The organism is Vibrio rhizosphaerae (assembly GCF_024347095.1).
GTDB lineage: Bacteria > Pseudomonadota > Gammaproteobacteria > Enterobacterales > Vibrionaceae > Vibrio > Vibrio rhizosphaerae.
Window position 1 is genome coordinate 2,104,318 of sequence record NZ_AP024903.1, and the last position, 25,307, is coordinate 2,129,624.

The 25,307-nt window shown below is 44.4% G+C and carries 23 protein-coding genes; 6 read left to right on the plus strand and 17 right to left on the minus strand.

Annotated features, from left to right (window positions below):
* Positions 1-27: 27 nt before the first annotated feature.
* Positions 28-1,002 (minus strand): substrate-binding domain-containing protein, encoded by a 975-nt coding sequence (locus tag OCV37_RS09000; protein ID WP_038179660.1) that lies wholly within the window; start codon positions 1,000-1,002, stop codon positions 28-30.
* A 496-nt stretch (positions 1,003-1,498) separates the two neighbouring features.
* Here OCV37_RS09000 and OCV37_RS09005 point away from each other — a divergent pair, with 496 nt between their 5' ends.
* Positions 1,499-1,744 carry a YgjV family protein gene (locus OCV37_RS09005; protein WP_038179549.1) on the plus strand — a complete coding sequence of 82 codons (246 nt, stop codon included), beginning with the start codon at positions 1,499-1,501 and terminating at the stop codon, positions 1,742-1,744.
* 156 nt (positions 1,745-1,900) lie between these two features.
* Positions 1,901-2,857, plus strand: coding sequence for an acyltransferase family protein (locus tag OCV37_RS09010; RefSeq protein ID WP_038179547.1), 957 nt, complete (start codon positions 1,901-1,903; stop codon positions 2,855-2,857).
* A gap of 74 nt (positions 2,858-2,931) precedes the next feature.
* Here OCV37_RS09010 and OCV37_RS09015 read toward each other — a convergent pair whose 3' ends face one another.
* Positions 2,932-4,110 carry a dienelactone hydrolase family protein gene (locus OCV37_RS09015; RefSeq protein WP_211252041.1) on the minus strand — a complete coding sequence of 393 codons (1,179 nt, stop codon included), beginning with the start codon at positions 4,108-4,110 and terminating at the stop codon, positions 2,932-2,934.
* A 406-nt stretch (positions 4,111-4,516) separates the two neighbouring features.
* Here OCV37_RS09015 and OCV37_RS09020 point away from each other — a divergent pair, with 406 nt between their 5' ends.
* Positions 4,517-4,927, plus strand: coding sequence for a DUF2061 domain-containing protein (locus tag OCV37_RS09020; RefSeq protein WP_038179545.1), 411 nt, complete (start codon positions 4,517-4,519; stop codon positions 4,925-4,927).
* Between the two features lie 115 nt (positions 4,928-5,042).
* Positions 5,043-6,638 carry an ABC-F family ATPase gene (locus OCV37_RS09025; protein WP_038179542.1) on the plus strand — a complete coding sequence of 532 codons (1,596 nt, stop codon included), beginning with the start codon at positions 5,043-5,045 and terminating at the stop codon, positions 6,636-6,638.
* A 75-nt stretch (positions 6,639-6,713) separates the two neighbouring features.
* Here OCV37_RS09025 and OCV37_RS09030 read toward each other — a convergent pair whose 3' ends face one another.
* From OCV37_RS09030 to OCV37_RS09070, 9 genes are all read right to left on the minus strand, one after another.
* A complete protein-coding gene (locus OCV37_RS09030) occupies positions 6,714-6,983 on the minus strand; it encodes a DUF1883 domain-containing protein (protein WP_038179540.1) in 270 nt (89 codons plus the stop codon).
* Positions 6,984-7,509: 526 nt separating this feature from the next.
* Positions 7,510-8,946: a S41 family peptidase gene (locus OCV37_RS09035; RefSeq protein ID WP_038179538.1), complete on the minus strand. Its 1,437-nt coding sequence runs from the start codon at positions 8,944-8,946 to the stop codon at positions 7,510-7,512.
* Between the two features lie 223 nt (positions 8,947-9,169).
* On the minus strand, positions 9,170-9,667 hold the full coding sequence (locus OCV37_RS09040; protein WP_038179536.1) for a DUF6653 family protein: 498 nt from the start codon (positions 9,665-9,667) through the stop codon (positions 9,170-9,172).
* A gap of 74 nt (positions 9,668-9,741) precedes the next feature.
* Complete coding sequence (locus tag OCV37_RS09045) at positions 9,742-11,331, minus strand: ATP-binding protein (RefSeq protein WP_038179534.1); 1,590 nt, start codon at positions 11,329-11,331, stop codon at positions 9,742-9,744.
* 6 nt (positions 11,332-11,337) lie between these two features.
* Positions 11,338-12,066 carry a response regulator gene (locus tag OCV37_RS09050; RefSeq protein WP_038179656.1) on the minus strand — a complete coding sequence of 243 codons (729 nt, stop codon included), beginning with the start codon at positions 12,064-12,066 and terminating at the stop codon, positions 11,338-11,340.
* 293 nt (positions 12,067-12,359) lie between these two features.
* Positions 12,360-13,667, minus strand: coding sequence for a serine--tRNA ligase (gene serS, locus OCV37_RS09055; RefSeq protein ID WP_038179532.1), 1,308 nt, complete (start codon positions 13,665-13,667; stop codon positions 12,360-12,362).
* A gap of 149 nt (positions 13,668-13,816) precedes the next feature.
* Entirely contained in the window at positions 13,817-15,166 is a 1,350-nt protein-coding gene (locus tag OCV37_RS09060) for a replication-associated recombination protein A (RefSeq protein WP_038179654.1), read from the minus strand.
* A 93-nt stretch (positions 15,167-15,259) separates the two neighbouring features.
* On the minus strand, positions 15,260-15,871 hold the full coding sequence (gene lolA, locus OCV37_RS09065) for an outer membrane lipoprotein chaperone LolA (protein WP_038179530.1): 612 nt from the start codon (positions 15,869-15,871) through the stop codon (positions 15,260-15,262).
* A 166-nt stretch (positions 15,872-16,037) separates the two neighbouring features.
* Complete coding sequence (locus OCV37_RS09070; RefSeq protein ID WP_038179528.1) at positions 16,038-16,655, minus strand: YecA family protein; 618 nt, start codon at positions 16,653-16,655, stop codon at positions 16,038-16,040.
* A 140-nt stretch (positions 16,656-16,795) separates the two neighbouring features.
* Here OCV37_RS09070 and dusC point away from each other — a divergent pair, with 140 nt between their 5' ends.
* Entirely contained in the window at positions 16,796-17,755 is a 960-nt protein-coding gene (gene dusC, locus OCV37_RS09075; RefSeq protein ID WP_038179526.1) for a tRNA dihydrouridine(16) synthase DusC, read from the plus strand.
* 30 nt (positions 17,756-17,785) lie between these two features.
* Here dusC and OCV37_RS09080 read toward each other — a convergent pair whose 3' ends face one another.
* The 6 genes from OCV37_RS09080 to yfbV all read right to left on the minus strand — a co-directional run bounded on the left by OCV37_RS09080 (position 17,786) and on the right by yfbV (position 23,642).
* Positions 17,786-19,246 (minus strand): GGDEF domain-containing protein, encoded by a 1,461-nt coding sequence (locus OCV37_RS09080; RefSeq protein WP_038179524.1) that lies wholly within the window; start codon positions 19,244-19,246, stop codon positions 17,786-17,788.
* 207 nt (positions 19,247-19,453) lie between these two features.
* Positions 19,454-19,975, minus strand: a complete 522-nt coding sequence (locus OCV37_RS09085) for a putative periplasmic lipoprotein (protein WP_038179523.1) — start codon at positions 19,973-19,975, stop codon at positions 19,454-19,456.
* Positions 19,976-20,193: 218 nt separating this feature from the next.
* Positions 20,194-20,988 carry an ABC transporter ATP-binding protein gene (locus tag OCV37_RS09090; RefSeq protein ID WP_038179521.1) on the minus strand — a complete coding sequence of 265 codons (795 nt, stop codon included), beginning with the start codon at positions 20,986-20,988 and terminating at the stop codon, positions 20,194-20,196.
* The gene (locus OCV37_RS09095; RefSeq protein ID WP_038179520.1) at positions 20,985-21,881 is read right to left on the minus strand and encodes an ABC transporter permease; all 897 of its coding nucleotides are present in this window, start codon (positions 21,879-21,881) and stop codon (positions 20,985-20,987) included. Before OCV37_RS09095 ends, OCV37_RS09090 begins: the two co-directional genes overlap by 4 nt.
* 61 nt (positions 21,882-21,942) lie before the next feature.
* Positions 21,943-22,908: an ABC transporter substrate-binding protein gene (locus OCV37_RS09100; RefSeq protein ID WP_038179518.1), complete on the minus strand. Its 966-nt coding sequence runs from the start codon at positions 22,906-22,908 to the stop codon at positions 21,943-21,945.
* Between the two features lie 281 nt (positions 22,909-23,189).
* A complete protein-coding gene (gene yfbV, locus OCV37_RS09105) occupies positions 23,190-23,642 on the minus strand; it encodes a terminus macrodomain insulation protein YfbV (protein ID WP_038179652.1) in 453 nt (150 codons plus the stop codon).
* Between the two features lie 340 nt (positions 23,643-23,982).
* Between yfbV and OCV37_RS09110 the strand changes: the two genes are divergently transcribed.
* Entirely contained in the window at positions 23,983-25,179 is a 1,197-nt protein-coding gene (locus OCV37_RS09110; protein WP_038179517.1) for an acetate kinase, read from the plus strand.
* Positions 25,180-25,307 lie beyond the last annotated feature (128 nt).

Here is a 25,307-nt window from a genome sequence, read left to right on the forward strand (position 1 = left end):
ATATTCAATAGCCCCCCAAAATATCGGTTAAAAACCTAATTTCGTCGCATTACTTTTATCAACTTCTAAAATTTTATTGAACTTGATAACTTTAGCTTGTGTATCAATTTCCGCCTTACCCAGAGTCGGAACATCTAAACCTTTTGATATATCTTTACCATCGAGAATATCTTTGGCCACGGCAACAAGCGCGAAACCAGCATCGGCAGGATTCCACAAAAAGCCTTTGTCAATATCACCGGTCATCAAGTATGGCGCAGCCTGACCCGGCATCATGATACCAACGACTGCAATTTTATCCTTGGCACGTTTTTTCTTAATCACCTGACCGGCCCCGATCCCCCCTAATGAACCATATGAAATGATCCCTTTCATATCCGGATGAGCTTTCATCAAATCGTTTGTCGCAGCATAAGATGCATCAATACTTTCTGCGACAGGCATACGATCAGTTACTTCATACATATCCGGATAAGCTTTTTTCTGATAAGCGATAGCAAGATTAGCCCAGTTGTTATGCAGGGGGACCGTCAATGAGCCAACATAAATCGCATAGCCACCTTTACTACCCATCTGATGAGCAAGTTCATCCATCGTCGCTTTGGCATATGCTTGGTTATCAATCGTTTCGATATCCCAGTCAGCACCATGACCATCCGGTGCCTCATGCGTTAAAACAACAATTCCTTTCTCTTTTGCTTTCTTAAATACAGGCTCTAAGACCTTTACATCGTTGGGGACAACCGTAATGGCATCAACACCTTTGGCAATCAAGTCTTCAATAATTTTAACTTGCTGGGCAGGATCCGGCGTGGCCGGGCCTAATTGCCGCGCATGAACGTGCAACACATCAGCAGCTCGTGATACGCCTTTTTCCATCTGGTTAAACCAGGGAATACCCGCGACCTTAACGACGTTTACGATTTCATAGTCTTTCGCAAGCGCTGAAGCTGAGCTGAAAAGCAAACTTAATAGCGTTATTTTTATGGCTTTCTTTGTCATTTCTTTCATATCCGCATCCTTTATTGGATAATCTGTAGGGATTATCTACCGAGTGGTGAGTAGATGCGTAGATACTAATAGGTATATTATTAACGCTTGTTCAGCGCCGCTAAATAGTGTGATAAGTGCACGCAAATGTTTCAGTTTATCAACTAAATTGTTATTAAAATGTTAAATAATGCATTTCATGTAATTTAATTACATGAAAACACCATTCATTTAACATGAATTAAACACAAATATAACAAAATAAAAACATATTCATAATGCACCATCAAAGGTCAGAATGACTAAAAGCAAGACTTCAATGATTTTTCAGCGCCTGATGTTGTGTTCAGGGTCTCAGCTTGCTCTCCGGAAAGACCAAAGCAAATCCTTATTTTGATCAGTCAAACGATTGCGTTATCGTTCCCCTTCCCAAATTTTTTGACGAGGGATTGAACCGACATCTTGTGCTGTTATAGTGCCCGCGAATGAATCAGATAAGGATCACAAAATGAGTGCAAACACAGTAGAAATCATTGGTTACGCTGCATCGCTAATGGTGGCGTTGTCATTTACGATGAAAGATATCGTGAAACTCAGGATCGTTAACTGTATCGGTTGTCTGTTATTTGTCACTTATGGTCTGATTATTGATTCGTGGCCCGTGACGCTGGCAAACCTATTTATTACGGGTGCAAATCTTTACTATCTGCGCAAAGCTCGGGCAGAAGCCTATAAAGATCTGAGTCAGGCTTAAACTTAGGTTTGAGTGCGGGTCGCCGGTATTATCCGCAGGTTATCACCAATAGTGATGGGTGATGAGGATCTTCTTTCATACAAATGACATGGTGAAGACCCTGTTTATTGCTCAGAATGGTACATTGTCCCCATCACAAACAGTTTAACCGGACTTATGTACAGCAGAAATTTAACGTTAGATCTTTTCAAAATTGTCTTGGCTTTTATGGTCATCGGTATCCACAGCAACTTTCTCAGTGAATTGACGACTGAAGGATACTATCTCATCACCGCTGGTATTTTCAGAATTGCAGTACCGATTTTCTTTATTATCAATGGTTATTACTTTATCTCGGTTGCCTCGACAGATAAGTTGCGCCAATGGAGTAAAAGAGTCGTCATCCTCTATCTGTTCTGGACCCTCTTCTATGCTTATTTCTGGCTCAAGCCGCTCACGCTGGATGTCTCCGGCCTAACGGGTGTTATCGAAACACTCATCGTCGGCTATCACCATTTATGGTATTTAATCGGTATGCTCGGTGCGGGACTGATGACCTATGTATTCAGAGAGCGGACACGCACAGGCATACAACTCGCGTTACTCTGCTTTGTGCTGGGTGTGGTTATACAGTACATCGGTAATTATCATCTGATGACTTCGACATTTGCCGATGAGCTGTTCAACATCGGCTTCACCCATCGCAATTTTTTATTGTTAGGCTTCCCGTTCTTCTATCTCGGTTTCTTTATCCGCAAACATCAACTGTTTGCTCAAACATCGACCAGCACACTATGCCTTGGAGCGCTCATCGGCATCGGGCTATTACTGGGAGAGAGCTGGTTCAACCTGAATCAACCCGCTCGGACAGGGGTGTTTGACAACTATTTGTCTCTGATTTGGGTCTGCCCGCTCTTATTTTTGCTGGCGATGCGTTCTCAGCACACCACGACCAACAAGCATCTGGCTCATTTCTCGACGGCCATTTATCTGATTCATCCATTCTGTTTGAGTGTGCTGACCAAAATTCACCCGTGGGAAAATACGCCGATGGCGATCGGCTGCGCCCTGCTATCCATGATTTTCTCGTTGGTGCTGATACAGGTGTATAAACGGGTGGGTTATATCCTTTAAACCAATCACGCGGGCATATGTTCGACACATAGCCCGCGTCTATCTATGAACCGATAGTCACAGCTTGACCAAACCTAATTCATCTCAAACTGCTGATCCAGCCAGTTGAACGCAGCTTCCTGCATATCTTCGGTAAAAATATGCCCCTTATTCGGCCAAATTCGCGTATTGAGCTTATCCTCTGCGCCATTAGCCCGCCACACAGAATGCAGTTTGTTAAATGCTTGTTTGACGGAATCAACCGGAAATAGTGGGTCCATCCCACCGGCAAACACCAGCATCGGCTTTGGTGCAGCGATAGCAGCGACATCGGGGTAATCCAGATAACGAGCCATATATGGATGTAGCATGGTAAATGCCGACTGACCTTTCAACTGATTATTACCGGGGACCATCAGACCTTTCATCGTTCCCATCCATGAATCCACAATACTGGCAGTGATATCGTCCGATAACGCAGCCACTTGCCAAGAGCGGAATGCTCCCATGGAGAAGCCAACGGATGCGACCCGTGATTTATCGACTTGTGGCTGACTTGCCAGAAACTTCGCAGCCCGTAAATCATCCAGTGCAATGATGCCGGCAAATGAACTACCTAAATTAAATAAGTTCGAAGCCAGCGCTTGTTGTGAATTGGTCCGAAAGCCCTCAACGGAACGATCGCCCCACCCCAGCGCATCAATCGATAAGACCACATAGCCCCGTTTTGCCAATTCATCACCGGGAAAACGATCAGTAAAATAACGATGAGCCCATTCCCGTGATGAAGATAAGCGGGCGTCATCCCCCCAAGTTTCAACAAACTTCTCTTTACCGATGTCAAATCGCGCACCGTGATCATGTAAAAATAATGCTGCTGGGAAAGGCCCTTCACCTTTAGGGGTTAACATCAATGCCAAAACACGACTCTCATGACTGATATTGAATACCACTTTTTGGGCGATATAGCTGCCCCGGTCAATCTGATCAATCACCAGTGGATTAAACGGCGTGTCATCTTGGTAAGGTAAGATCACTTCCTGCGCTTTAGCCTTTGCAAGGATGTGCCACATCTTGGGATTATATCCGTCATGCCAAGCCAGTTGGTAAGGCATCCGCGACGCTTTCAATTTTTCATAAAACAGCGGAAAGCTATTATCCGGTGAATCGATCGCTTGCGTGACATAATCCGGTCCCGCTGGTGCATCATTGCTGGATGCAAAAGCGGCTGAACTGGTCAGTGTGAGCATGCTCGTCATTAGTATGGTTTTCATCAAGTGATTCATTTGACTATCCTTAAACAGAAAAGAGCGCTAAACCGCATACACTCAGTTGACTTTGAAAATTGAAACGATGTTTTACTTTACAGGATAATGAATCACCGGGTGAGTTAGCAGGATCACAATCAGACGAATTGCTGTGATTCTGATAGCTCAACACGCTCTCTCATTGATATACCTCACGAAGAAAAGCGGATTAAATCAATTAAGTCCTCAATAAAAACAGTCCACTGACTGAAAAAGTCCATACAGTGATGCTGCATACTACGTCTTCTGCTGCCCAACGACTGGTTTACCAACGGTTTCACCTATTCCATAGATAGATATAATCAAATTTACCAAATGATAATAATTATCAATAATGTTTATATCAAAGCAGATAATTCAAGTTGGACAGCCCATGAAAAAGACCATTAGTTTTGCAGTCATTCACTTCAGTATTGCGTTTACCGTTGCCTACATCCTGACTGGTGATGTGATTTTGGGAAGTTTAATTGCGATGTTAGAGCCGATGATCAATACCGTGGCATTCTACTTTCATGAAAAAGTTTGGTCTCAATACGCACCACTAAAGCGCTACGCTGCTGCAGCACATATTAAAACGGCCAGTTTCGCGGTGATCCATTTCAGTGTCGCCTTTAATGTGGCTTACCTCTTAACCGGAAGCTGGCTGATCGGCGGGGTCATGGCACTGATTGAACCCAGTATCAATACTTGTGCCTACTACTTTCACGAAAAAGTGTGGCAAGGAAAAATACAACATCATCAGCCTTGGCAATGTGCTCACCATGACGCAGTCACATCGTCATAGTCATACGAGACACGAGGGGTGATGTCTATCACAGAATCTGTTAATATGACGCCCACTATCAAGTTGGCCGCAAGGCCAGCTTTTTTCATATTCACCACTCAATCTGGAATTTCCTGTGCTATCAACTGCAAACATCACCATGCAATTTGGCGATAAGCCATTATTTGAAAATATTTCCATTAAATTTGGCCACGGTAACCGTTACGGTCTGATCGGCGCGAACGGTTGCGGTAAATCCACCTTCATGAAAATTCTCAGTGGTGAACTGGAACCTTCCGTCGGAAGTGTTTCAATCGATCCCAATGAGCGGATGGCAAAACTGGGACAAGACCAGTTTGCGTTTGAAGCGTTCTCCGTCATTGACACCGTGATCATGGGTCATAAAGAACTGTGGGACGTCAAAGAAGAGCGTGATCGCATCTATGCGTTACCGGAGATGTCAGATGAAGACGGCATGCGTGTCGGCGATCTGGAAACCGAATTTGCCGAAATGGACGGTTACTCAGCCGAAGCGCGTGCCGGAGAGCTCTTGCTCGGACTGGGAATCCCTGAGGCACAACACTTCGGACTAATGAGTGAAATTGCCCCGGGTCTGAAATTACGGGTGTTGCTGGCCCAGGTGTTGTTTGCCGAACCAGAAATCATGTTGCTCGACGAACCGACCAACAACCTGGACATGCATACAATCTCTTGGTTAGAGCAGACGCTGCTGGCCCGTAACTGTACCATGATCATCATCTCGCATGACCGCCACTTTCTGAATACGGTCTGTACGCATATGGCTGATTTGGACTACGGCGAACTCCGCTTGTTCCATGGTAACTATGATGAATATATGATTGCCGCCGAACAAGCCAGAGAGCGCCTCCATGCTGACAATGCCAAGAAGAAAGCTCAAATCGCAGAGCTACAAACCTTTGTCAGCCGCTTCTCAGCCAACGCATCAAAAGCCAAACAGGCCACATCTCGTCAGAAACAGCTGGAAAAAATTCAGCTTGAAGATGTCAAACCTTCCAGTCGTCAGTCACCATTTATTCGTTTTGAGCAGGAAAAACCGCTGTTCCGTAATGCGCTCGAAGTCAACGCCCTCAAACAAGGGTATGGTGACAACATTCTGTTTAATGATGTCAACCTGATGGTCGAAGTTGGTGAACGTATCGCAATTATCGGGGAAAACGGGATCGGTAAGTCAACCCTATTGAATACGCTGGCTGGCGTGATGGCCCCGATGGCCGGTGAGATCAAATGGTCCGAAAACAACAATATTGGCTTCTATGCACAAGACCATGCCCACGAATTCAGCGAAGATCTCAATTTAATGGATTGGATGGGGCAATGGAAAAAAGAAGGTGATGACGAACAAACCGTACGTAGTATCCTCGGTCGAATGCTCTTTTCACAAAATGAGATTAAGAAATCAGTCAAGGTTATCTCGGGTGGAGAACAAGGTCGTATGCTGTTTGGCAAACTGATCATGCAAAAACCCAATATTTTGCTGATGGATGAACCGACCAACCACATGGATATGGAGTCGATTGAAGCCCTGAACTTAGCCCTCGAAAACTACCCGGGGACGCTGCTATTTGTTTCCCATGACCGTCAGTTTGTTTCCTCAATCGCAACACGGATTATCGAAATTACCAAAGATGGCGTGAATGATTTCCACGGCACCTATGATGAATATCTGGCGAAACAAGGCCTGATCGGCTAATCAATCCAAATGATTTCGATAACGGAAACGAGGGTACATGAGTACCGTCGTTTCCAGTTCAAATAACAATCGGGTTTACATCGGAATGACGCGCACACTCGACTGAACGGTCCCCGCATACCCCCCTCGATCGACAACCACATGCCAATGCCCTGAGTAAGGCACCAGCAATACACTCACTGTATCTGTCATATGGCCGCCATTATATTTATAAGTACGACGTTTCTTGTATTTTTGAAAATTGTCATCGTCGAGTAAAAGGACATTGGCCGTATTATTTTTCAACGTCACTTCTATTTTCTGGCCTCGTTCACAAATATCAAGATCGTAATGGGTAAATTTCATTATCTCTCCAACAATACATTTTCGAATCTGTCTTATTGCTCGAAGATATATATTCAATCACTCGATCATATTGAATTTTCAGTCATAGATCACGGAATAAATAGATAATAAAATCATACCTATAGCACAGTCTGAAGTATCAATATTGTTTAACCTCTCTCGAAAAATTACAATTGATATGCAACCCAGTGATAAAAAATGACACTTGTTATTAGATTAATTTCATATGATGCCCATTGTTTGCGGTTTCAATTCCATATAGAAAATAATAAAAAGGCAGATGGTCTGAGCGGATTTATTTTCAAAGAAGGGATTATATTTAAAAATGAAGGGCAATTGATAACTCATTGCCCTTCAGTCAGCCATATGCCAAATTAAAAATGATTGCTTAAACCCTAAAGACACTACAATTAAAGCAACCGGGATTGCCGTTATGAATTTGTAGATAGTGCACTTTTATCATCAAGTGCTTTAATTATAAAATCGGTGTTCATATTCAACTCCATTGAGCATTCATGAATATCCGTTACATGAGTCTTATCCAGTTAAAAGCGGCTTCAAGTCCTGTATCGATTCCATTGGTGCGATCATTTTTCGCAAAAAATGAAGTGGTGATCGCCGGGGGAATACCGACTTGATCATAGTCCGCCCGATCGGCAGATAAGGTCTTCATGTTCGATATACCAAAGCGAAACCCGTTAGGGAGCGTTTTACCTAAGCTGCCCGATAACATCCCCTGCGTTCTTTCACCAATCAATATGACTTGATCCGAAGCACTGAGCATGAGTGCCGATAACTCAGCAGCGGATGCTGTCGTATTACTAATCAGAACAGCGACCGGTTGTCGATAACCCGGGAATTGTGGCTCAAGATAAATGTCATGCTCGGGCTCGAATCCAGCCCCGTCACGGGCGCTCTTGATATAGCCTAAGGTTTGGTGATCAACAAAATATTCGGCTAAAGCTCTTGCAAGATAAGCATAACCGCCGCCGTTAAAGCGCAGATCAATCACCATTCCATCGGTTAATGCAAAATCATCCATAACTTGGTTCATTGTCTGTCTGAACACAGCTAAAGTTTCAGCATGGTCATTGCCCGCGACAAAATCACTCCATCCATCAATATATAAGTAGCCAATATTATCACTCTTTCCTTTTCCCCAGATAATATGCTCACCTAAACCACCTGACAGATTCAGTTGATTGGCAATAATAGATCGAATAAGCGCCTCATTATCATCAATATACTTTTGAATCGCCGTATTTTCAGATTCAGTGAAAGGTGCAACCAAGCCATTATCATCGATATATTCTTGCCGCAGCCTGTCGAATAAAACCGGTCGATCCTGCTGTCTGAACCGAGCCAGTTTATCCTGATCTAATACGTAAGCATGACCATTCTGTAATGGACCAATCATTGATGACATCATATGGAAAAGTTGCTCTCGCGTTGAATCTTCAGAAACCTCACCAAGCACATTTTGTTTCATCAGCGTCCAGTCAATACCGGGCACATCTAAATTATAATAATATTGATCAAAGGTCTGGAGAAACATATTCAAGTTTCGGAGCGGATCGTTTTCCGCCGCATTGACAACACTCAGATTAGTGAGGCAACTATTTGGTAATTCAGCATGTTTCACATATTTGATCGTGTAATCGTTTGGATAAGCATTCAAACCCGGATAAATATAGCTAACGAATTGATCACCGATTTGCAGATAACGTTTTTCAAACGTTTCCTTGCTGAATGTTTCTTGATTTGTTAGTACACAGTAATCAGAAGTAAACTCATACTGAGTCACCGAATCAGACATGATTTTCAATGCAGACCCATAATTCTCTGATACCCAAATACTTGGCTCAACCGGTTTATCATCATTTTTATTTTCATTTATCTTATGATTACAGCCGCTTAATATAAGCATTGATGCAACCACACTGATTTGTATTAATTGTTTCATTTACCACTCACCATTCAGTTATTGACTATGATGAATAAGTTAATGGATTTCACGTTTTATTTGTGTAGCAAATTGTTGAACAATTAAGACAAAAGCAGACAAATAAAGTCATAATAATATTGCATAAAACTAAATTATCTTAAGTCTTATTTTAGTGATATTTATCGAATTCAGATATAAAATCATCATTTATCAGGTTGCTTTATAATAAGAATAGATAGGTCTACTCAGATGACTGATGTTCACGACTGAAATCACAATATAACCAGACCATACGATCTAAAAACCAACTTTTTGCAAGATAAGTAATCAGCACCGATAAAATACAGAGCTGTATATCGTACTGATAAACGCCCCACCCCGCTAATATCAGTCCGAGCGTAGACGTCAAATGCAGAATCATAAATAGAGGCAATTGATGCTCTTTAGGCAGTGGTTCCTTGTCCCGGTTTAAATAAATCCGTTCTCCGAGTACCGACTTCGTTGCCCAGCTTTGTAACGAGAGTGGTTTCGGAAATAAAATCGGATTTAAAAACATCCACACAAATGCCATCACCAAAACCAGAAGACTCAACCAAACACTCCACTCTCTCAAGAAACCGGCGATAATAAAAAGTGGCAAGACACTATATCGAGTCCAGACACTCCACGGATTGGCATGTCTGTCCCATCCGTTCCCATCTAAATGAAACAGTGCCGCTAATTTACGTTCCAAAGTCATTTTTCACCTACCGATCCATTTATCATCCAATCAAACCACACCACAGAAAGCGATGCTTTTCCCACAGAGCAATCCTAAGTCCGCCCGGGGAAGGTGAACGTAAATTTCGCGCCACCTAAATCAGACCATCCGGCACATACCGAGCCTTGATGCCACTGCGCGATATGTTTCACGATCGCTAATCCAAGTCCATGCCCGGCAGCGGTATGGCTTCGTGTGTTATCCAGTTGTTCAAATGGTAAGAAGATCCGCTCCCAATCACTCTCATCAATCCCAATCCCATCATCACAGACATCAATCACAAACATGTCTGTCTCTGCTACGAATGATAAATACACCACCACTGTGGTCCGGGTATACTTGCATGCATTGATCAATAAGTTGCTGAGTGCCCGTTTCATCGCAATGTGATCAATCAGTGCCAACTTATCGCTGGCTTCCGGTGCAACTTGCAACCGATAACCAATATCCGGATAAAGCTGGAAGACACTCACACATTCATCCTCAATTAATTGGGCAAGGTGATGCTCAGAAAAAGAGAGCAACTGACTATCACCACTGTAACGGGATAACACGATGGTCTGGTTAATTAAGTTATCCAGATCATCCAGACTTTTAGAAATCGACTTTTGATACTTTTGTTTTTCTGTATCGCTGGCAGCGTTAGATAACATCTCGAATGCAAATCTCAGACGATAAAGCGGTGTCCGCAAATCATGTGCAATGGCATTGGTCAGGGTTCTCTGGCCTTTTAGCAGTTGCTCAATCCGCTCCGCCATGCGGTTAAAAGCATTTCCCAGCGTCGCCACGGCTGATATCTTGTAGACCACAGCTCGGCTGTGCAAATCGCCATTGCCAAATTGCAATGTTGCGGCAATCAAGTTTTTCAGATCTCGCCACAACGGGAATGTCCAGAAAAACATACCCGCAGAAATGGAAACCACGAAAACAAGCACCAGCATAATCACGACCGATGAACTAATCGAGGATATCGGAACTAAATCAGCCGAAAGGAAAGAATCGCCATCGTTTAACGAAATATAAAAGGTAATTTCATCAGTAGGATTGACTCGCCAGAAAAAAGATTTTCTTACCAGTTGGTTCTGCTCATTTTTACTAATTTTAATTTGATTTCTGGGTAATATTTTTAAACCGAAAGGAAATTCATTGCTCATTTCATTGAGTAATTCCGGCCATTTTTCCTGTTCAGTTGCTGCAAACTTTTGCTGAAGCAAATACACCGAACCTTCTGAACCTCGCAATATTTTTTCATCTTCTGACGCATCAACTGGTATTTTCAGAATAAAATGTGTATCGGCAATTTTTTTAATTAAAAACTCAGGGTCTTCGTTGACAAAAATGATCTGATGTTGCTCCAGTTCATCTCTGTCGATGACTCCCAAATGAGTCCGACGTATATCAAGCAACTCAAGTGCATAGCCAAAATGTTGATTGAGTTGATCAATTTCATCGGACCATGCTTCGAGTGGAACGGTCTCGAGCCGGGATTCAATCAAAGTAAATGTTCCTTGATAAATCCGTTCGAGTCGCTGCCCTGCAACATAATTATTAAATAATAATATAGGATTCAAATGGCTTGGATAAAGGAGAAAAAATAAGGGACCGAAAACCAGAAACCATAGTCCTAAAAATGATCTTATCATCGAAACTCACTCACTATAGATGCACAATTGATAACCCACCCCTCTGACAGTTTTAATCAGATCGTCACCGTTCTCCAGTTGAATCTTTTTCCTTAATCTCGACACTCTGCGGTCGATTGAACGGTCAATACCATCGTATTCAAATCCTCTGAGTTGATAAATTATTTCGTCTCTGGAAACAGCCTTCCCGATGGACTGAGCCAGTAAAACCAATAATTCAAATTCTGCACTGGTTAACTCAACACGCCGCTGATTAACGGTCACACTACGGCTGACAAGGCTAATTTTCAGAGGACCAAATTGATAGTCAGATTCATCATTCATGGGACTTGGCATCATATTTTTGGCTGAATAATCTCTTTGAGCACTGCGTAATAATGCATGGATCCGGCTCAATAAGAGTTGGGGGCGTACTTGTTTCACGATATAGTCATCCGCACCAATCTCCAGCCCCATCACCTGATCAATATCGTCTTCTAGGGCCGTCTGCATCAAAATGTACCCTTGATACTGGTGACGGACTGATTTACAGACCTCCATCCCATTCATGCCGGGGAGTAAGATATCTAAAATCACCAAATCAGGATTTGTACTAAGAATTGTCTTAACGGCATCAATCCCATTATCGACAACCACGACATGAAAATCATAGCGAGTAAGAAAGTCTTTTATCAACTCTGCCAACTCAACATCATCTTCAACCAGAACAATCGTTTTATTGCTGATAATATCCATCATATTTGTATCTATCATAGAATATGAAAATATTGAGTTATTCATTAAAATCACATAGATTTCAAATCGTTAAATTCAAAAACTCAGCCCTAAACGTTGCCTGACCCCATCAAAATCTAGAAATAGTATATCGATTCTCTTTTTCGCTGACTGTGACGATTTGTGACATCTTGCGCCTCATAACGCTGACTTTGTCCGGTAATCATCCGCACGATTACCCGCATAACGCCTATAAAAAAACCGGGAGTTAAGTCCCGGTTTTTATCCATCAGTGATCATGTTGTCGGAGCGGATTAGCCAATATGTGTCAGGCCACCCATATATTTGCGTAGCACCTCTGGAATCTCAATCCGACCATCGGCCTGTTGGTTATTTTCTAAAATCGCGACCATTGTCCGCCCGACAGCCAGGCCAGAACCATTCAAGGTATGCAGCAACTCTGGTTTTTTCTCGCCTTTACGACGGAAACGCGCCTGCATCCGACGAGCCTGAAAATCCCACATGTTTGAACACGATGAAATCTCACGGTAAGTTTGCTGCGCCGGTACCCAGACCTCGAGATCGTAAGTTTTACGCGCACCAAATCCCATGTCTCCGGCACATAAAATCACTTTACGGTAAGGCAGCTCTAACAACTGAAGCACTCTTTCTGCGTGGCCGGTCAGCTCTTCCAGAGCATCCATTGAATCTTCTGGACGGGTAATCTGGACCAGCTCGACTTTATCAAACTGATGCATCCGAATCAGACCCCGGGTATCTCGCCCGTAAGAACCTGCTTCAGAACGGAAGCACGGCGTATGTGCTGTCATCTTGAGTGGCAGTTCAGACTCATCTAAAATTGAATCACGGACTAAGTTCGTCAACGGCACCTCTGCCGTCGGAATCAACGACAAACGACGAGGCTCTTCATCACTCGCTTTCTCGGCCAACGGCTCGGTATGAAATAAGTCTTTGCCAAACTTAGGTAATTGACCCGTCCCGTACAGCGTATCGGCATTCACCAGATAAGGGACATACATTTCAGTATACCCATGCAGATCCGTATGGAGGTCCAGCATAAACTGAGCAATCGCCCGGTGCAGGCGGGCAAACTGGCCTTTCATCACGATAAACCGGGCACCGGTAATTTTTGTCGCGCTGGCGAAATCCAGCCCGTCACCCATTTCACCTAAATCAACATGATCCTTGACCTCAAAATCATATTGCTTCGGCTCACCCCAACGGGAAACTTCAATATTACTCTCTTCATCGAGCCCGTCAGGTACCACATCATCAGGAATATTAGGAACCGACAAGGCAATATCTTCCAACTGCTTCTGAACCTGATCCAGTTCGACTTTACGGGCGTCTAAATCACTGCCCAGAGAACCGATTTGCTGTTTGATCGCTTCAGCACCGTCTTTATCGCCGGCCGACATCAATTGACCGATCTGTTTCGAAATGGAGTTGCGAGTGGATTGTAAATTTTCAACTTCGACCTGAATCGATTTACGTTTCTCTTCAAGTTGACGAATGGTCTCTACGTCGAGGGTAAATCCGCGACGCGCCAGTTTTGCCGCTGTTTCATCCAGCTCTGTGCGAAGTAATTTAGAATCCAGCATTGCTAATCCTATGCTTAATGGGTTGTAAAAGCGCTCTGTTCTGAACCCATCAGATGGTCACGGAACAAAACGTCATGGAAATTGACATGCTCCGGCCACCAAACGGATAACCGGAAGCAATTTAGGTATAAGAGATTAACGAAAAGTGACTATTTTTCATAGCGCTTTCGTGTGCTTTTTGCGTCGAGTTCAGCCAGATACTTAAGTTTCTCGTTGATCTTCCCTTCGAGGCCTCTTTCCGAAGGATGATAATAACGGGTTCCGGCCATTTCCGGCGGAAGATATTGCTCTCCGGCAGCATAAGCCCCGGGTTCATCATGAGCGTAGCGGTATTCATCGCCATACCCCATCTCTTTCATCAATTTTGTCGGGGCATTGCGTAAATGGAACGGAACTTCATATTCAGGTTCATCACGGGCATCCGCCAAGGCCTGCTTCCATGCCGTATAGACGGCATTACTCTTGGGCGCACATGCCAAATATACGATGGCTTGGGCAATCGCCCTTTCCCCTTCAGCCGGACCGACGCGTGTAAAGCAATCCCATGCGGATAAAGCAACCTGCATTGCCCTTGGATCGGCGTTACCGATATCTTCCGAGGCAATGGCCAGTAAACGACGCGCAATATAGAGCGGATCACAACCAGCGGAGATCATCCGCGCCGACCAGTACAACGCGCCATCGGGGTTTGAGCCGCGAATGGACTTATGCACCGCTGAAATCAGGTCGTACCAAGTGTCACCCTTATTATCAAAACGGGCGACTTTTTCTCCCGCAACTTCAGCCAATAAGGATAAATTAATCACCTTTTTCCCTGCCGCATCTTCATCGGCCATGTCATATAACAGTTCCAGATAATTCAATGCCATGCGGGCATCACCCTGAACCAATTCAGCCAGACGATCGAGTACCTGGTCCTGAAAATCAGCAGCAATATTACCCAACCCTCTCGCCTCATCGGTAATCGCCTGTTGTAGCGTATCGGCGATATCTTGTGTATTGAGTGAGGTCAGCTTGTAGACCCGCGCACGGGAAAGTAGTGCGTTATTGAGTTCAAATGAAGGATTTTCAGTCGTTGCCCCGATGAAAGTAATCGTACCGTCTTCAATATGTGGCAGGAAGGCATCCTGTTGCGACTTATTAAACCGATGGACTTCATCGACAAACAAAATGGTGCGAAAACCTGCCAGCTGATTTTCCCGGGCACGTTCAATCGCAGCACGAATATCTTTCACCCCGGAAGTCACCGCAGACACGCGCTCGACACGCGCACTGGCATAGTTTGCAGCCAACTCAGCTAAGGTCGTCTTGCCCGTTCCCGGCGGTCCCCAGAGAATCATCGAATGTAAATGACCGCTTTCCAGTGCTTTGCGCAGCGGCTTCCCGGGGCCAAGAATATGTTGCTGACCAATATATTGCTCGATCCGCTGTGGTCTCATCTTTGCTGCCAGCGGACGAAAATCTTCATCCCCTGAAAAATCCAAACTATAGTTATTCACAATGATGCTATCCGTCATTCTTTGAAACGACTGTTTTTGACATGACTACCGTTCTTTGCGCAACGGAATGTTTTGAAAACGAAGATGTTGAAACTACTGGCGCTGGTCATCGACTTCCACACCTGCGGGAATCTTGAACCGGAACAGATGATTATCAGGTCGTTTCAGTTTGATATTCTGAAACGAGAATAAACTCTTCTGCCCATCCTGTTCAATGACATCAAACCCTTTTACCACACCTTTTTTATCAATTCGAATATGAAATTCACCTTGTCGGCTGTCTGTGGTCGTCGGTACAAGTGTAAAATCATTACCTTGCTGTGATACACGGTAATGTTCCCAGTCCTGTTTACGGTTTCTTGTCAGCAACACAAAGGGGGTCTGCTCGGTCGCCTGAGACTGATTATAGATAGAAACCTGTTCAACGAAAGGATTGTAATACCAGACGGTTGTACCATCGGATATCAGTAAGTTTTCATCCGGTGTAACGGTCTCCCAGCGAAACAGGCTGGGACGAGCGATGTCCACTTTGCCTTCTCCCTGAGAAACGACTTCACCATCAGGGCTGATCACCTGCTGTTGAAAATGAGCACTGAACCCTTCGTTTAACGCAAGTCGCGTACTTAATTCATCTTTCGGATCTGCCAGTACTGAAAAACTACAGGCCATTGATATCAATAGAAAGAAAGCAACTAGTTTTTTCATGTGTTCTCCGCTGCTGAAACAAATGTGAATTGTTATTAATGGATATAGACCATTATTTCCGGCGTTTTGTCATATCTATGTTGAAAAAATGTCTCAGCCAAAAAATGTTGTGCGACGATCCGCTTAACCATCGCCCGACACGCAATGGAAATGACTCCGGTTGAAATTATTCCGCTTGCAAGCAACACTGTTTAAATTTTTTACCGCTGCCACAAGGGCAAGAATCATTCCTGCCAACCATTTTATAAGGGTTGACACGATGAGCCCGGGCACCACTTTGCTGTTCATCCGCAGCACAGGCGACTTCATGAATCATGATGTCCAGATGCTCAATCATCTCGGCCAGATAAGGCGGGGCGTCAATCCCTGCATCTTTCATCTGCTGACGGGTTTCTGCTTCATCCACGGCCAGCATCAGGCTGGTCAGTAGTGCTTGCAGCATCCGTTGGGTTCCATCCGACACCGATACGTGCTGCCAATGGGATTCCAATAAAGGCCAGACTGTCATAAACCCCGACGCAAATTCAGCCAGTGCATGCCGATCGGTAACATCGAGAAAGTCATCCACGTGATACTGATCACTCAATAATGCTGAATATTGCTGTTGATAATGAGCCGTCAATGCTTGTTCTGCAGTATCGGTAAGTTCCGTCATCAAACGTGACATCCACTCATGAGCCACCAGCGGCTGACAAGCCATATTGGCGGCGAGCAGTGCGCCTTCAAGAAATAATGGTGACTCGTCTGTCGGCAGTTCAGTAACATTCAGCAATGAATCAGTCATGGGATGTTTTATTCCTGTTTTTCAGTGGCCGTGCATTATACCGATAACACCAGTCAATGGCACGCAGTGGATAGATTCTGGCGTGACATTTGCGACAGACCCCATTACAATCGCGCGTCCTGATAGAAGAGCGGAAGTTTATGCGTATTGTTCTGGGCCCGATGGAGGGTGTGCTCGATCATCTGATGCGAGAAATACTGACAGAAATGAATGATTACGACCTCTGTGTGACAGAATTCGTCCGGGTTGTCCATCAGTTGCTGCCCAAACACGTCTACTATCGTCTCTGCCCGGAACTGCAACATGGTTCGCGCACTCGTTCCGGGGTCCCCGTGAATATTCAATTACTCGGACAAGACCCGGACTGGATGGCAGAAAATGCTGCGTTTGCTGCCGAACTCGGTGCACATGGCATCGATCTGAATTTCGGCTGCCCGGCAAAAACCGTCAATAAAAGCAAAGGCGGAGCAGCACTTTTAGCCCATCCGGAACTCATTTATCAGGTGGTGAAGGCTTGCCGAGCCGCAGTTCCCGAACAAATCCCGGTTTCCGCAAAAATCCGACTCGGGTTAGAAGACCCGCAAGACTGTTTTGAAATTGTCGATGCCGTTGAACAAGCCGGGGCGAACGAACTGACCGTCCACGCCCGGACGAAAGCCGGGGGCTACAAAGCCAGTGAAATTAAATGGGAATATATCCAGCAAATTCGCCAAAAAACCCGTCTGCCTTTAATTGCCAATGGTGAAATATGGGATGCCGCCGATGCACAGCGATGCATTGATGTCACGGGTGTCGAGAGTCTGATGGTTTGTCGCGGCGCATTAAATCGCCCGAATCTGGGCAATATGATCAAACACAATCATGACCCATTATCTTGGCTCCAAATCGTTGAGCTATTGCTGGTTTACTCTCGCTGTGAAGTCAACGGTGACAAGAGCAAATATTATCCGAACCGCGTCAAGCAATGGTTTTCTTACCTGCGTCAGGCTTATCCGCAAGCGAATACCTTGTTCCGGGAGATCCGGACGCTGACAACCGTCGAACCTATTGTTGAACGGATTCAGCATCATCAAGCCGAACAGCAAAGGGAGTCGGTATAAACTCGCTTTAACGCGACAATATCCGCAACCTTAGAAAATCAGCTGATTTTTGCCGCTCTCTTTTGCCGTGTATAATTTGTCATCGGCTGATTTTAAAATCGCATCAATATCATCCAACTCACTACCAGCTACGATTTCCACCCCGCCGGAAATGGTAAAACCACCGTCCACAACCATCTCAGATTCTTCACACAGTGCCTCTTTGACGCGCAGTAATGTTCTCCGGAGATGACTTTCGCGTTCAGCGGTTAAATACAGCACAAATTCTTCACCACCATAACGAGCCACGGTATCCGTTGCACGAATATGGCAGCGGATCTGGTCCCCGACATAACGGATAACATCATCCCCGATCTGGTGACCAAACTGATCATTTATCGCTTTAAAATCATCAATATCAAACATGGCAATCGCAACATAAGACTGATGTGGCGTATGGGCAAGAAAGGCTTCAAATCCACGTCGATTGCGCAGACCGGTTAATGGATCTCGCACAGCAAGTCCTTCATAGTAACTTTTCGCATGACGGGTATTCATAAACAGAAAGGACATCACCGCTAATATATACATGACGGTGATCAGCACTAAGGTATTTTGTTTCATCCTGATAAACTGATAGAGCTCATCCCCCCAATTCATGTCGTAATAAATCGCATGATGAAATGCGATTCCCGCATCCTGAAAAGAATAAGGTTGAAAAGCACTGGTAGGTAGTGACGTTTCGCGGGTATCAATAAAATGAAGCTTACCGGCAAAACGTTGATTAGCACTCAACAACTTATCTAGCATGATATTTAATGAAATAACCCCTTCGAACTGATGATTCGAGTAAACCGGTAACATCAGAGAAACAAGGCTTTCAGTCGATTTAAGTTCTTGAAGAACCGTCGGTCCACGCACTTTAATCAGCTGTTCTTCGCCTAAATCCTGATACACATCCCAGCTCGGTGATTGAATCTGTTCAAGTACATCGGTCGTCACATTGACCGAAAGTGTGTCCGGAGAAGAAATGATATAACCCGATGGATCGATATAGTGAACACCAATCAAATACTCATCCAGGTCATGAAGTAATGAAATCACCGGTGCCAGTGCAATTCTGAATCCCACTTCGTGATGGAGTGTGCTGTTTTTGTCACACAGTGCTTTATCACCGACGATAATGTATTCCAGTGCCTGTAAATGCGCGTTGGGATTACTGTCATTCTCAGTTGCTGCCAACTTCGGCCGCATATGACAGACGCCATTTACAATCTTGGTCGTATGGGTCAGTATCAGAGACTGACGAACTTTGATGTAGTTATTTAAGCTATAATCCAAAATGGTCAACATCTTGGATGCGCGAAAGAATTCCCGTTCAATTCTTTCATACTCTTCGTTCAGTTCTTTCTCCAATTGCCTGATATGACCTTCAAACAGCATCCCTACGAATGCCAAAGCAAAAACAAGTGGGGTCAGTAGTCGCCCTTTTATCGCAAAATATTTCTTCATTCACAGATATACACTAAGTGATAGGGGTTGTTCCTTTAAGCGTAATACAAAGAAGAACAACATAAATTAGCCAGCATTGAACTTATATCAAAATTTGATATGAAATATAATAAGAATTGATTTTTGTTATATGAAAATGATAGATATGCTCTGTAGGGTGGATAAAAAGTGCGTCGTCTCAACGCACTTCTCTTTAAAATTGTCTCATTACATTGCGGTTAAAGTCAGGACATCCTTGATATTCACGTCCATATCTTCCGGATAAATGACATATATTTGCAATTTATAGCGACCAACTGCGGTCGTATACCCCTCAATTTTATAACCATCTTGCTCGAGCTGTTGAATATAATATTTATTACCGGCATGGTAGAAAGTTGATTTTTTGAACTTGTCATCAAGCAAATGAGATCTAGGCGTCCAGTAAGAATTAACATCGACAGTTGTTTTATCGATAATCTGCACTTCAATGTTATCTTTATCAAACACCATCTTTTTCGTGATGATATTTCCTTGATTCACTGTCGAATTACTAAATTTCTTAAATTCACTGCTGTCTTCCTGATGAACCAATACAAACCCATCACTGAGTACAATGCGAGTATTGTAGGGAGCCGCTGAAACAACATTATCCTGAACCGTAATATAGCGGTTTTGTGAAGATGTCGCCGCACAGCCAGTCAGGATAAAAGTAGCCAAAATTAGACACAAAAAATTTTTCATATTCATCGATATTCCTCATGATAAGTTCAGGCATCATACATGAAATAAATCAATAAATTCAATTAAGTATGATCATATTTCCATAATTACTTCACAAGAATATGAAAAACATCAATATTATGAGTAATGACCGCATCCATCTTTGTCTGATTGGTCGGGGGGGACAATAAAAAAGACGCGCTGACTGCACGTCTTTGTGGATAAAGTGGTTGGCAGAAACGCGCTCAACTCAAGAGTAAACTATCATCAGCCAATGTCTCCCCTCTGACCTTGGAGAACATGTCCAGCAAATCCGGTACATCCATATGCTGCCGTTGTTCTCCGGAGACATCGAGTACAATCTGCCCCTGATGGAGCATCACCGTTCGGTCACCACAAGCCAGTGCATCTTTCATCGAGTGTGTCACCATCATCACTGTCAAATTAAACTCTTTCACAATTTTATTGGTTAGCTCGATAATAAAGGCAGCCATACGAGGATCGAGTGCTGCCGTGTGTTCATCCAATAACAATAACTTACTCTCTGCGAGTGTCGCCATTACCAGACTCACCGCCTGCCGTTGTCCTCCGGAGAGCAGGCCAATACTGTCACCAAGACGATCTTCCAGCCCCAGTCCCAATATACTGATACGCTCCTGAAACAGCTGACGTCGTTTAGAAGAGAGTGCATGTTTCCAGCTGCGGCGACTGCCCCGTTTGTAAGCCAGTGCCATATTCTCTTCAATGGTCAACGAACCACAAGTGCCCGCCAGCGGATCCTGAAACACACGCGCACAAAAATTAGCACGCTGATCAACACTCCGTCGCGTGACATCGGTATCATCGATCAATACCTTGCCACCCACCATCGGTGTTTCACCGGTCACAGCCCCCAGTAATGTTGATTTTCCGGCACCATTTGAACCGATGACAGTCAGAAACTGATGCTCAGGCACTGTCAAAGAGACCCCTTTCAAGGCACGGTTTTCAAGAATGGTTCCCGGGTTAAAAGTCACTTGTATATTTTCCAGCCGAATCATGCAGCACCTCCGGCTCGGTTCGCTTTCATTTTCTTTTTCATACGCGGCATAATCAATGCAATAGCAACCAGTACAGCAGTGACCAGATTCAGATCGGAAGCTTGCAGACCAAACATGCCTGAACTCAGTGCAAATGCCACCGCGAGGCGATAAAGCACCGAACCAAGAATAACCGCGACTACGGCAACCCAGATACGTCTTCCGGGAATTAACGTTTGCCCCAGAATCACAGCCGCCAGTCCGACAACAATGGTTCCGACACCAGAAGTCACATCCGCAAAACTGTTGGTTTGCGCAAACAATGCCCCGGCAAAACCGACAAAACCATTCGACAACGCCAAACCAAAATAAGTATAAAATGCGGTGCTGCCACCTTGGGCTGCTACCATACGGGCATTCACACCGGTCGCTCGCAACCCCAAACCAAAATCACTGTTCAGTAGCCGGATAATCAATAAAGCGGATAGTAACACCAGCACACCAACGACCAGCGGGCGGATATACATGGGATCCCCCATCGCTTCAAATGGTGTCAAGATCGTATCTTCACCAATCAACGCCAGATTCGGACGTCCCATAATCCGAATATTGATTGAAAATGCGGCAATCATGGTCAGAATCGAGGCCAACAGGTTTAAGATACCACAACGAACCGTGAGAAAAGCGGTGACCCAACCGGTCATCGCTCCGGCAATCATGGCTAATCCGGTTGCGATCCACGGATTGATCCCCGCGACAATCGCTGTTGCAGCGACTGCCGCCCCCATAGGGAAACTGCCATCCACACTTAAATCAGGAAAATCCAGCACTCGGAACGTTAAGTAAACCCCAAGTGCAACTAATCCATAAATCAGCCCTATCTCCAGAGCTCCAAAAAAGGCAAAAGCAGACATTCCATACTCCCTTTCTGCTTATTCAATTCGGGCTGGCTCACCAGCCCGTTTATTGTTGTGATTATTTAATGCTGGTTGCACGATCCAGAACGGATTGAGGAATCTTGAAGCCCAGCTTATCCGCAACCGTTTTATTGATGACAAGATCAGAACCTTTTGCAACGGTAACATCCATCGAGCCCGGATCTTTACCATTCAGGATGTCAGCGACATAATCAGCGGTCTGAACGCCAATCTGGTAATAATCAAACCCGAGACTCGCAATTGCTCCGCGATCAACATAGGAGGTAGCAGCACCAAAAACGGGCGTTTTTGCCTGATTCGCAGTGACGATCATCCCTTCGATAGCACTCGCAACGGTATTGTCGATTAAGGCATAAATAATGTCAGATTTTTCAACGATACTTTGGGTCGCAGACTGGACATCGGCACTTTTCAGTGCGGTTGCTTCAACGAGTTTCAAGCCATTTTCTTTAACACTTTTTTTGAGAAGTTCGATTAAGCTGACGGCATTCGCTTCTCCGGGATTGTAAACAACACCAATAGTTTTAACGTCCGGCATTAATTCTTTAATCAGCTCAACATGCTGTTTGACAGGAGATAAGTCGGATAAACCCGTCACATTTTTCCCCGGGTGTTGCATGGTTTTAACTAACTTAGCTCCGACGGGATCAGTAACTGCAGTAAAAACGATGGGAATAGAACGGGTTGCAGAAACTAAAGCCTGAGCAGTTGGGGTGGCGATACCGACCAGCACATCCGGGCGCTCTCCGACAAACTGTCTGGCGATCTGCACAGCTATCGCTGGATTTCCTTGCGCGGTCTTATATTCAAAATCGAGATTTTTGCCTTCAATGTACCCTTTCGCTTTTAATCCATCCACAAGCCCCTGTCGGGTTGCATCCAAAGCTGGGTGTTCGACAATCTGTGAGACGGCGACTTTTGCCGTTTTCGCCATAATATTAGTTGAGGAAATAAGCGCCGCTCCGGCCAGAGCAGCGGTTGCTACCAGTTTTCCTGCTTTCATCGTGACTCCTTAAATCTAAGGCATTAAGTTTTAATGTTGTGTTTAATGTTGTGTTTCGTGTATTTGACTTGTTATTACTGCGTTACAGGCTGCAATGAACAACATTATTACCAGCAAGTTACAGTAAAGGGAAGTGTGATTTATACCTTCATCTACTCAGAAGAATAAATAGTGATAGATATATACATAAATCACAATCAGGCAGGGTGCAAATATTAAATAGATTTCATAACCTTTCGCAAAAAAGGCTATGAAATAGCAGAAATGTCGGGGCGCAAAAATTAAAACCAACGATCCAGTGCTGATTTATCCAGTTGGCGAAATGCTTTGTTTAATACCAGTGCTAACTCTTTATATCTGGGTTTAGCCTTGAGTGGTTCTAACGCAAAACCAGTCTCGACAATCTTTTGGTGCAGCTCGCGATACCATCCGGCTAGCGAAGGCGGAAGTCGTGTATTGGCTCGATTGCCTAACCACCAAATCCCCTGCAAGGGAAGACTGATGGCAAACAGAGCAATAACAATCGCCTGAGGCATCGCCCCGATATTGTGGAAAACCATTTGGGTTAGCACACTGATCGCTGCTACTGCTGGCATGACCTTCACGGCAAAACGAGTTGCTTTAATAATCCGCTGCTCAGGGAACATCGGAGCTAACTCTTTACGCATGGGCCAGATATCCATGTACTTTTGCCCGTCTCTCAGATTATGGATCAATCCTGCGTTATGGCTCATTGGCATTTCTCACTCACTGGCAGATAAACTATAAGAATAATTGAAATCTTCAACTAATCTCGTAAAATCTTGTCCGAAATTAATATTTGTTCAAATTTTTTTGTTATAATGGCCGAACATCGCTATCCTTTGCGCGCCTTACTGTCATTGTTGCCTCGATTTATTATTTAAGCAACTTTGAAACTTACTTTAGGTGATAATAAAACGTGTAACCTTTAAGTCAATCACGATAGGTAGACGTAAGTTGATGTTTGTTTGACCAGGATTAGTTTATGACCCACTTTGTCATATTACTCTTGGAACCGATTTTTATCTAAACCGATTATACAGGTAGTTACTCATGTCAAAGCTAGTTTTAGTTTTAAACTGCGGTAGTTCTTCTCTTAAGTTCGCGATCGTTGATGCCGAAAATGGTAATGAGCATCTCACAGGTCTTGCTGAATGTCTCCACCTCCCAGAAGCCCGAATCAAATGGAAATTGGATGGTAAGCATGAAGCACAACTAGGAAATGGTGCTGCCCATGAAGAAGCTTTAGCTTTTATCGTTGAAACCATTCTCGCATCTAAACCTGAACTGGCAGATAATCTGGCAGCGATCGGTCACCGAATTGTTCATGGCGGTGAGCAGTTTACTCAATCCGCTTTGATTGATGATTCCGTTCTGAAAGGGATCGAAGAAGCAGCCACATTTGCACCACTGCATAACCCGGCTCATGTTATTGGCATCAAAGCGGCACAGCACGCATTCCCAAGTCTGAAAAATGTAGCGGTTTTTGATACCGCGTTCCATCAGACAATGCCTGAAGAATCATTCTTATACGCCCTGCCATACAAACTCTATAAAGAGCACGGTATCCGCCGTTACGGTATGCATGGCACATCCCACCTGTTTATTACGCGTGAAGCGGCAGAACGTCTGGGTAAACCGGCCGATCAGCTGAACATCATCAACTGTCATTTAGGCAATGGTGCTTCTGTTTGTGCGATTAAAAACGGTCAATCCGTCGATACGTCGATGGGGTTGACGCCACTGGAAGGTCTTGTGATGGGGACACGTTGTGGTGATATCGATCCTGCAATCATTTTCCATCTGCATGATGCGCTTGGCTATTCAGTGAAAGAGATCAACACCATGCTGACCAAAGAGTCCGGCTTGCAAGGTCTGACTGAAGTCACTTCCGACTGCCGTTATGTTGAAGACAACTACGGTACAAAAGAAGATGCAACCCGCGCAATGGATGTATTCTGTCACCGTCTGGCAAAATATGTTGCCGGTTACACTGCCAGTATGGATGGTCGTCTTGACGCCATCGTATTTACCGGCGGCATCGGTGAGAACTCAGCACCGATTCGTGAAATGGTGTTAAATCGTTTAAGTATTTTCGGCATTCAGGTCAACCAGGAAGCGAACCTGAAAGCCCGCTTCGGCGGTGAAGGTACAATCACTACTGAAGAGAGTCGAATTCCAGCCATGGTCATCTCTACCAATGAAGAGTTGGTCATCGCTGAAGACACTGCAAGACTCGCAGGTCTGTAATGTCACACTGGCTAACTCGATGAGTTAGCCAGTTTTGTTCTGGGGCTTAATTATTTCTATACGTTAAGCTTTGTTCCTTTCTGCAATCAATTTTTCATTTGAATTGCAATCGATAGCTAAAGGTACTC

Coding starts and splice junctions, on each gene's coding strand:
- OCV37_RS09050 (WP_038179656.1), bottom strand. CDS start 12,066: ATGGATATTATCAGCAATAAAACGATTGTTCTGGTTGAAGATGATGTT.
- OCV37_RS09045 (WP_038179534.1), bottom strand. CDS start 11,331: ATGATAAGATCATTTTTAGGACTATGGTTTCTGGTTTTCGGTCCCTTA.
- dusC (WP_038179526.1), top strand. CDS start 16,796: ATGCGTATTGTTCTGGGCCCGATGGAGGGTGTGCTCGATCATCTGATG.
- OCV37_RS09090 (WP_038179521.1), bottom strand. CDS start 20,988: ATGATTCGGCTGGAAAATATACAAGTGACTTTTAACCCGGGAACCATT.
- serS (WP_038179532.1), bottom strand. CDS start 13,667: ATGCTGGATTCTAAATTACTTCGCACAGAGCTGGATGAAACAGCGGCA.
- OCV37_RS09080 (WP_038179524.1), bottom strand. CDS start 19,246: ATGAAGAAATATTTTGCGATAAAAGGGCGACTACTGACCCCACTTGTT.
- OCV37_RS09020 (WP_038179545.1), top strand. CDS start 4,517: ATGAAAAAGACCATTAGTTTTGCAGTCATTCACTTCAGTATTGCGTTT.
- OCV37_RS09095 (WP_038179520.1), bottom strand. CDS start 21,881: ATGTCTGCTTTTGCCTTTTTTGGAGCTCTGGAGATAGGGCTGATTTAT.
- OCV37_RS09070 (WP_038179528.1), bottom strand. CDS start 16,655: ATGACTGATTCATTGCTGAATGTTACTGAACTGCCGACAGACGAGTCA.
- OCV37_RS09035 (WP_038179538.1), bottom strand. CDS start 8,946: ATGAAACAATTAATACAAATCAGTGTGGTTGCATCAATGCTTATATTA.
- lolA (WP_038179530.1), bottom strand. CDS start 15,871: ATGAAAAAACTAGTTGCTTTCTTTCTATTGATATCAATGGCCTGTAGT.
- OCV37_RS09110 (WP_038179517.1), top strand. CDS start 23,983: ATGTCAAAGCTAGTTTTAGTTTTAAACTGCGGTAGTTCTTCTCTTAAG.
- yfbV (WP_038179652.1), bottom strand. CDS start 23,642: ATGAGCCATAACGCAGGATTGATCCATAATCTGAGAGACGGGCAAAAG.
- OCV37_RS09005 (WP_038179549.1), top strand. CDS start 1,499: ATGAGTGCAAACACAGTAGAAATCATTGGTTACGCTGCATCGCTAATG.
- OCV37_RS09030 (WP_038179540.1), bottom strand. CDS start 6,983: ATGAAATTTACCCATTACGATCTTGATATTTGTGAACGAGGCCAGAAA.
- OCV37_RS09040 (WP_038179536.1), bottom strand. CDS start 9,667: ATGACTTTGGAACGTAAATTAGCGGCACTGTTTCATTTAGATGGGAAC.
- OCV37_RS09015 (WP_211252041.1), bottom strand. CDS start 4,110: ATGAAAACCATACTAATGACGAGCATGCTCACACTGACCAGTTCAGCC.
- OCV37_RS09100 (WP_038179518.1), bottom strand. CDS start 22,908: ATGAAAGCAGGAAAACTGGTAGCAACCGCTGCTCTGGCCGGAGCGGCG.
- OCV37_RS09000 (WP_038179660.1), bottom strand. CDS start 1,002: ATGACAAAGAAAGCCATAAAAATAACGCTATTAAGTTTGCTTTTCAGC.
- OCV37_RS09010 (WP_038179547.1), top strand. CDS start 1,901: ATGTACAGCAGAAATTTAACGTTAGATCTTTTCAAAATTGTCTTGGCT.
- OCV37_RS09085 (WP_038179523.1), bottom strand. CDS start 19,975: ATGAATATGAAAAATTTTTTGTGTCTAATTTTGGCTACTTTTATCCTG.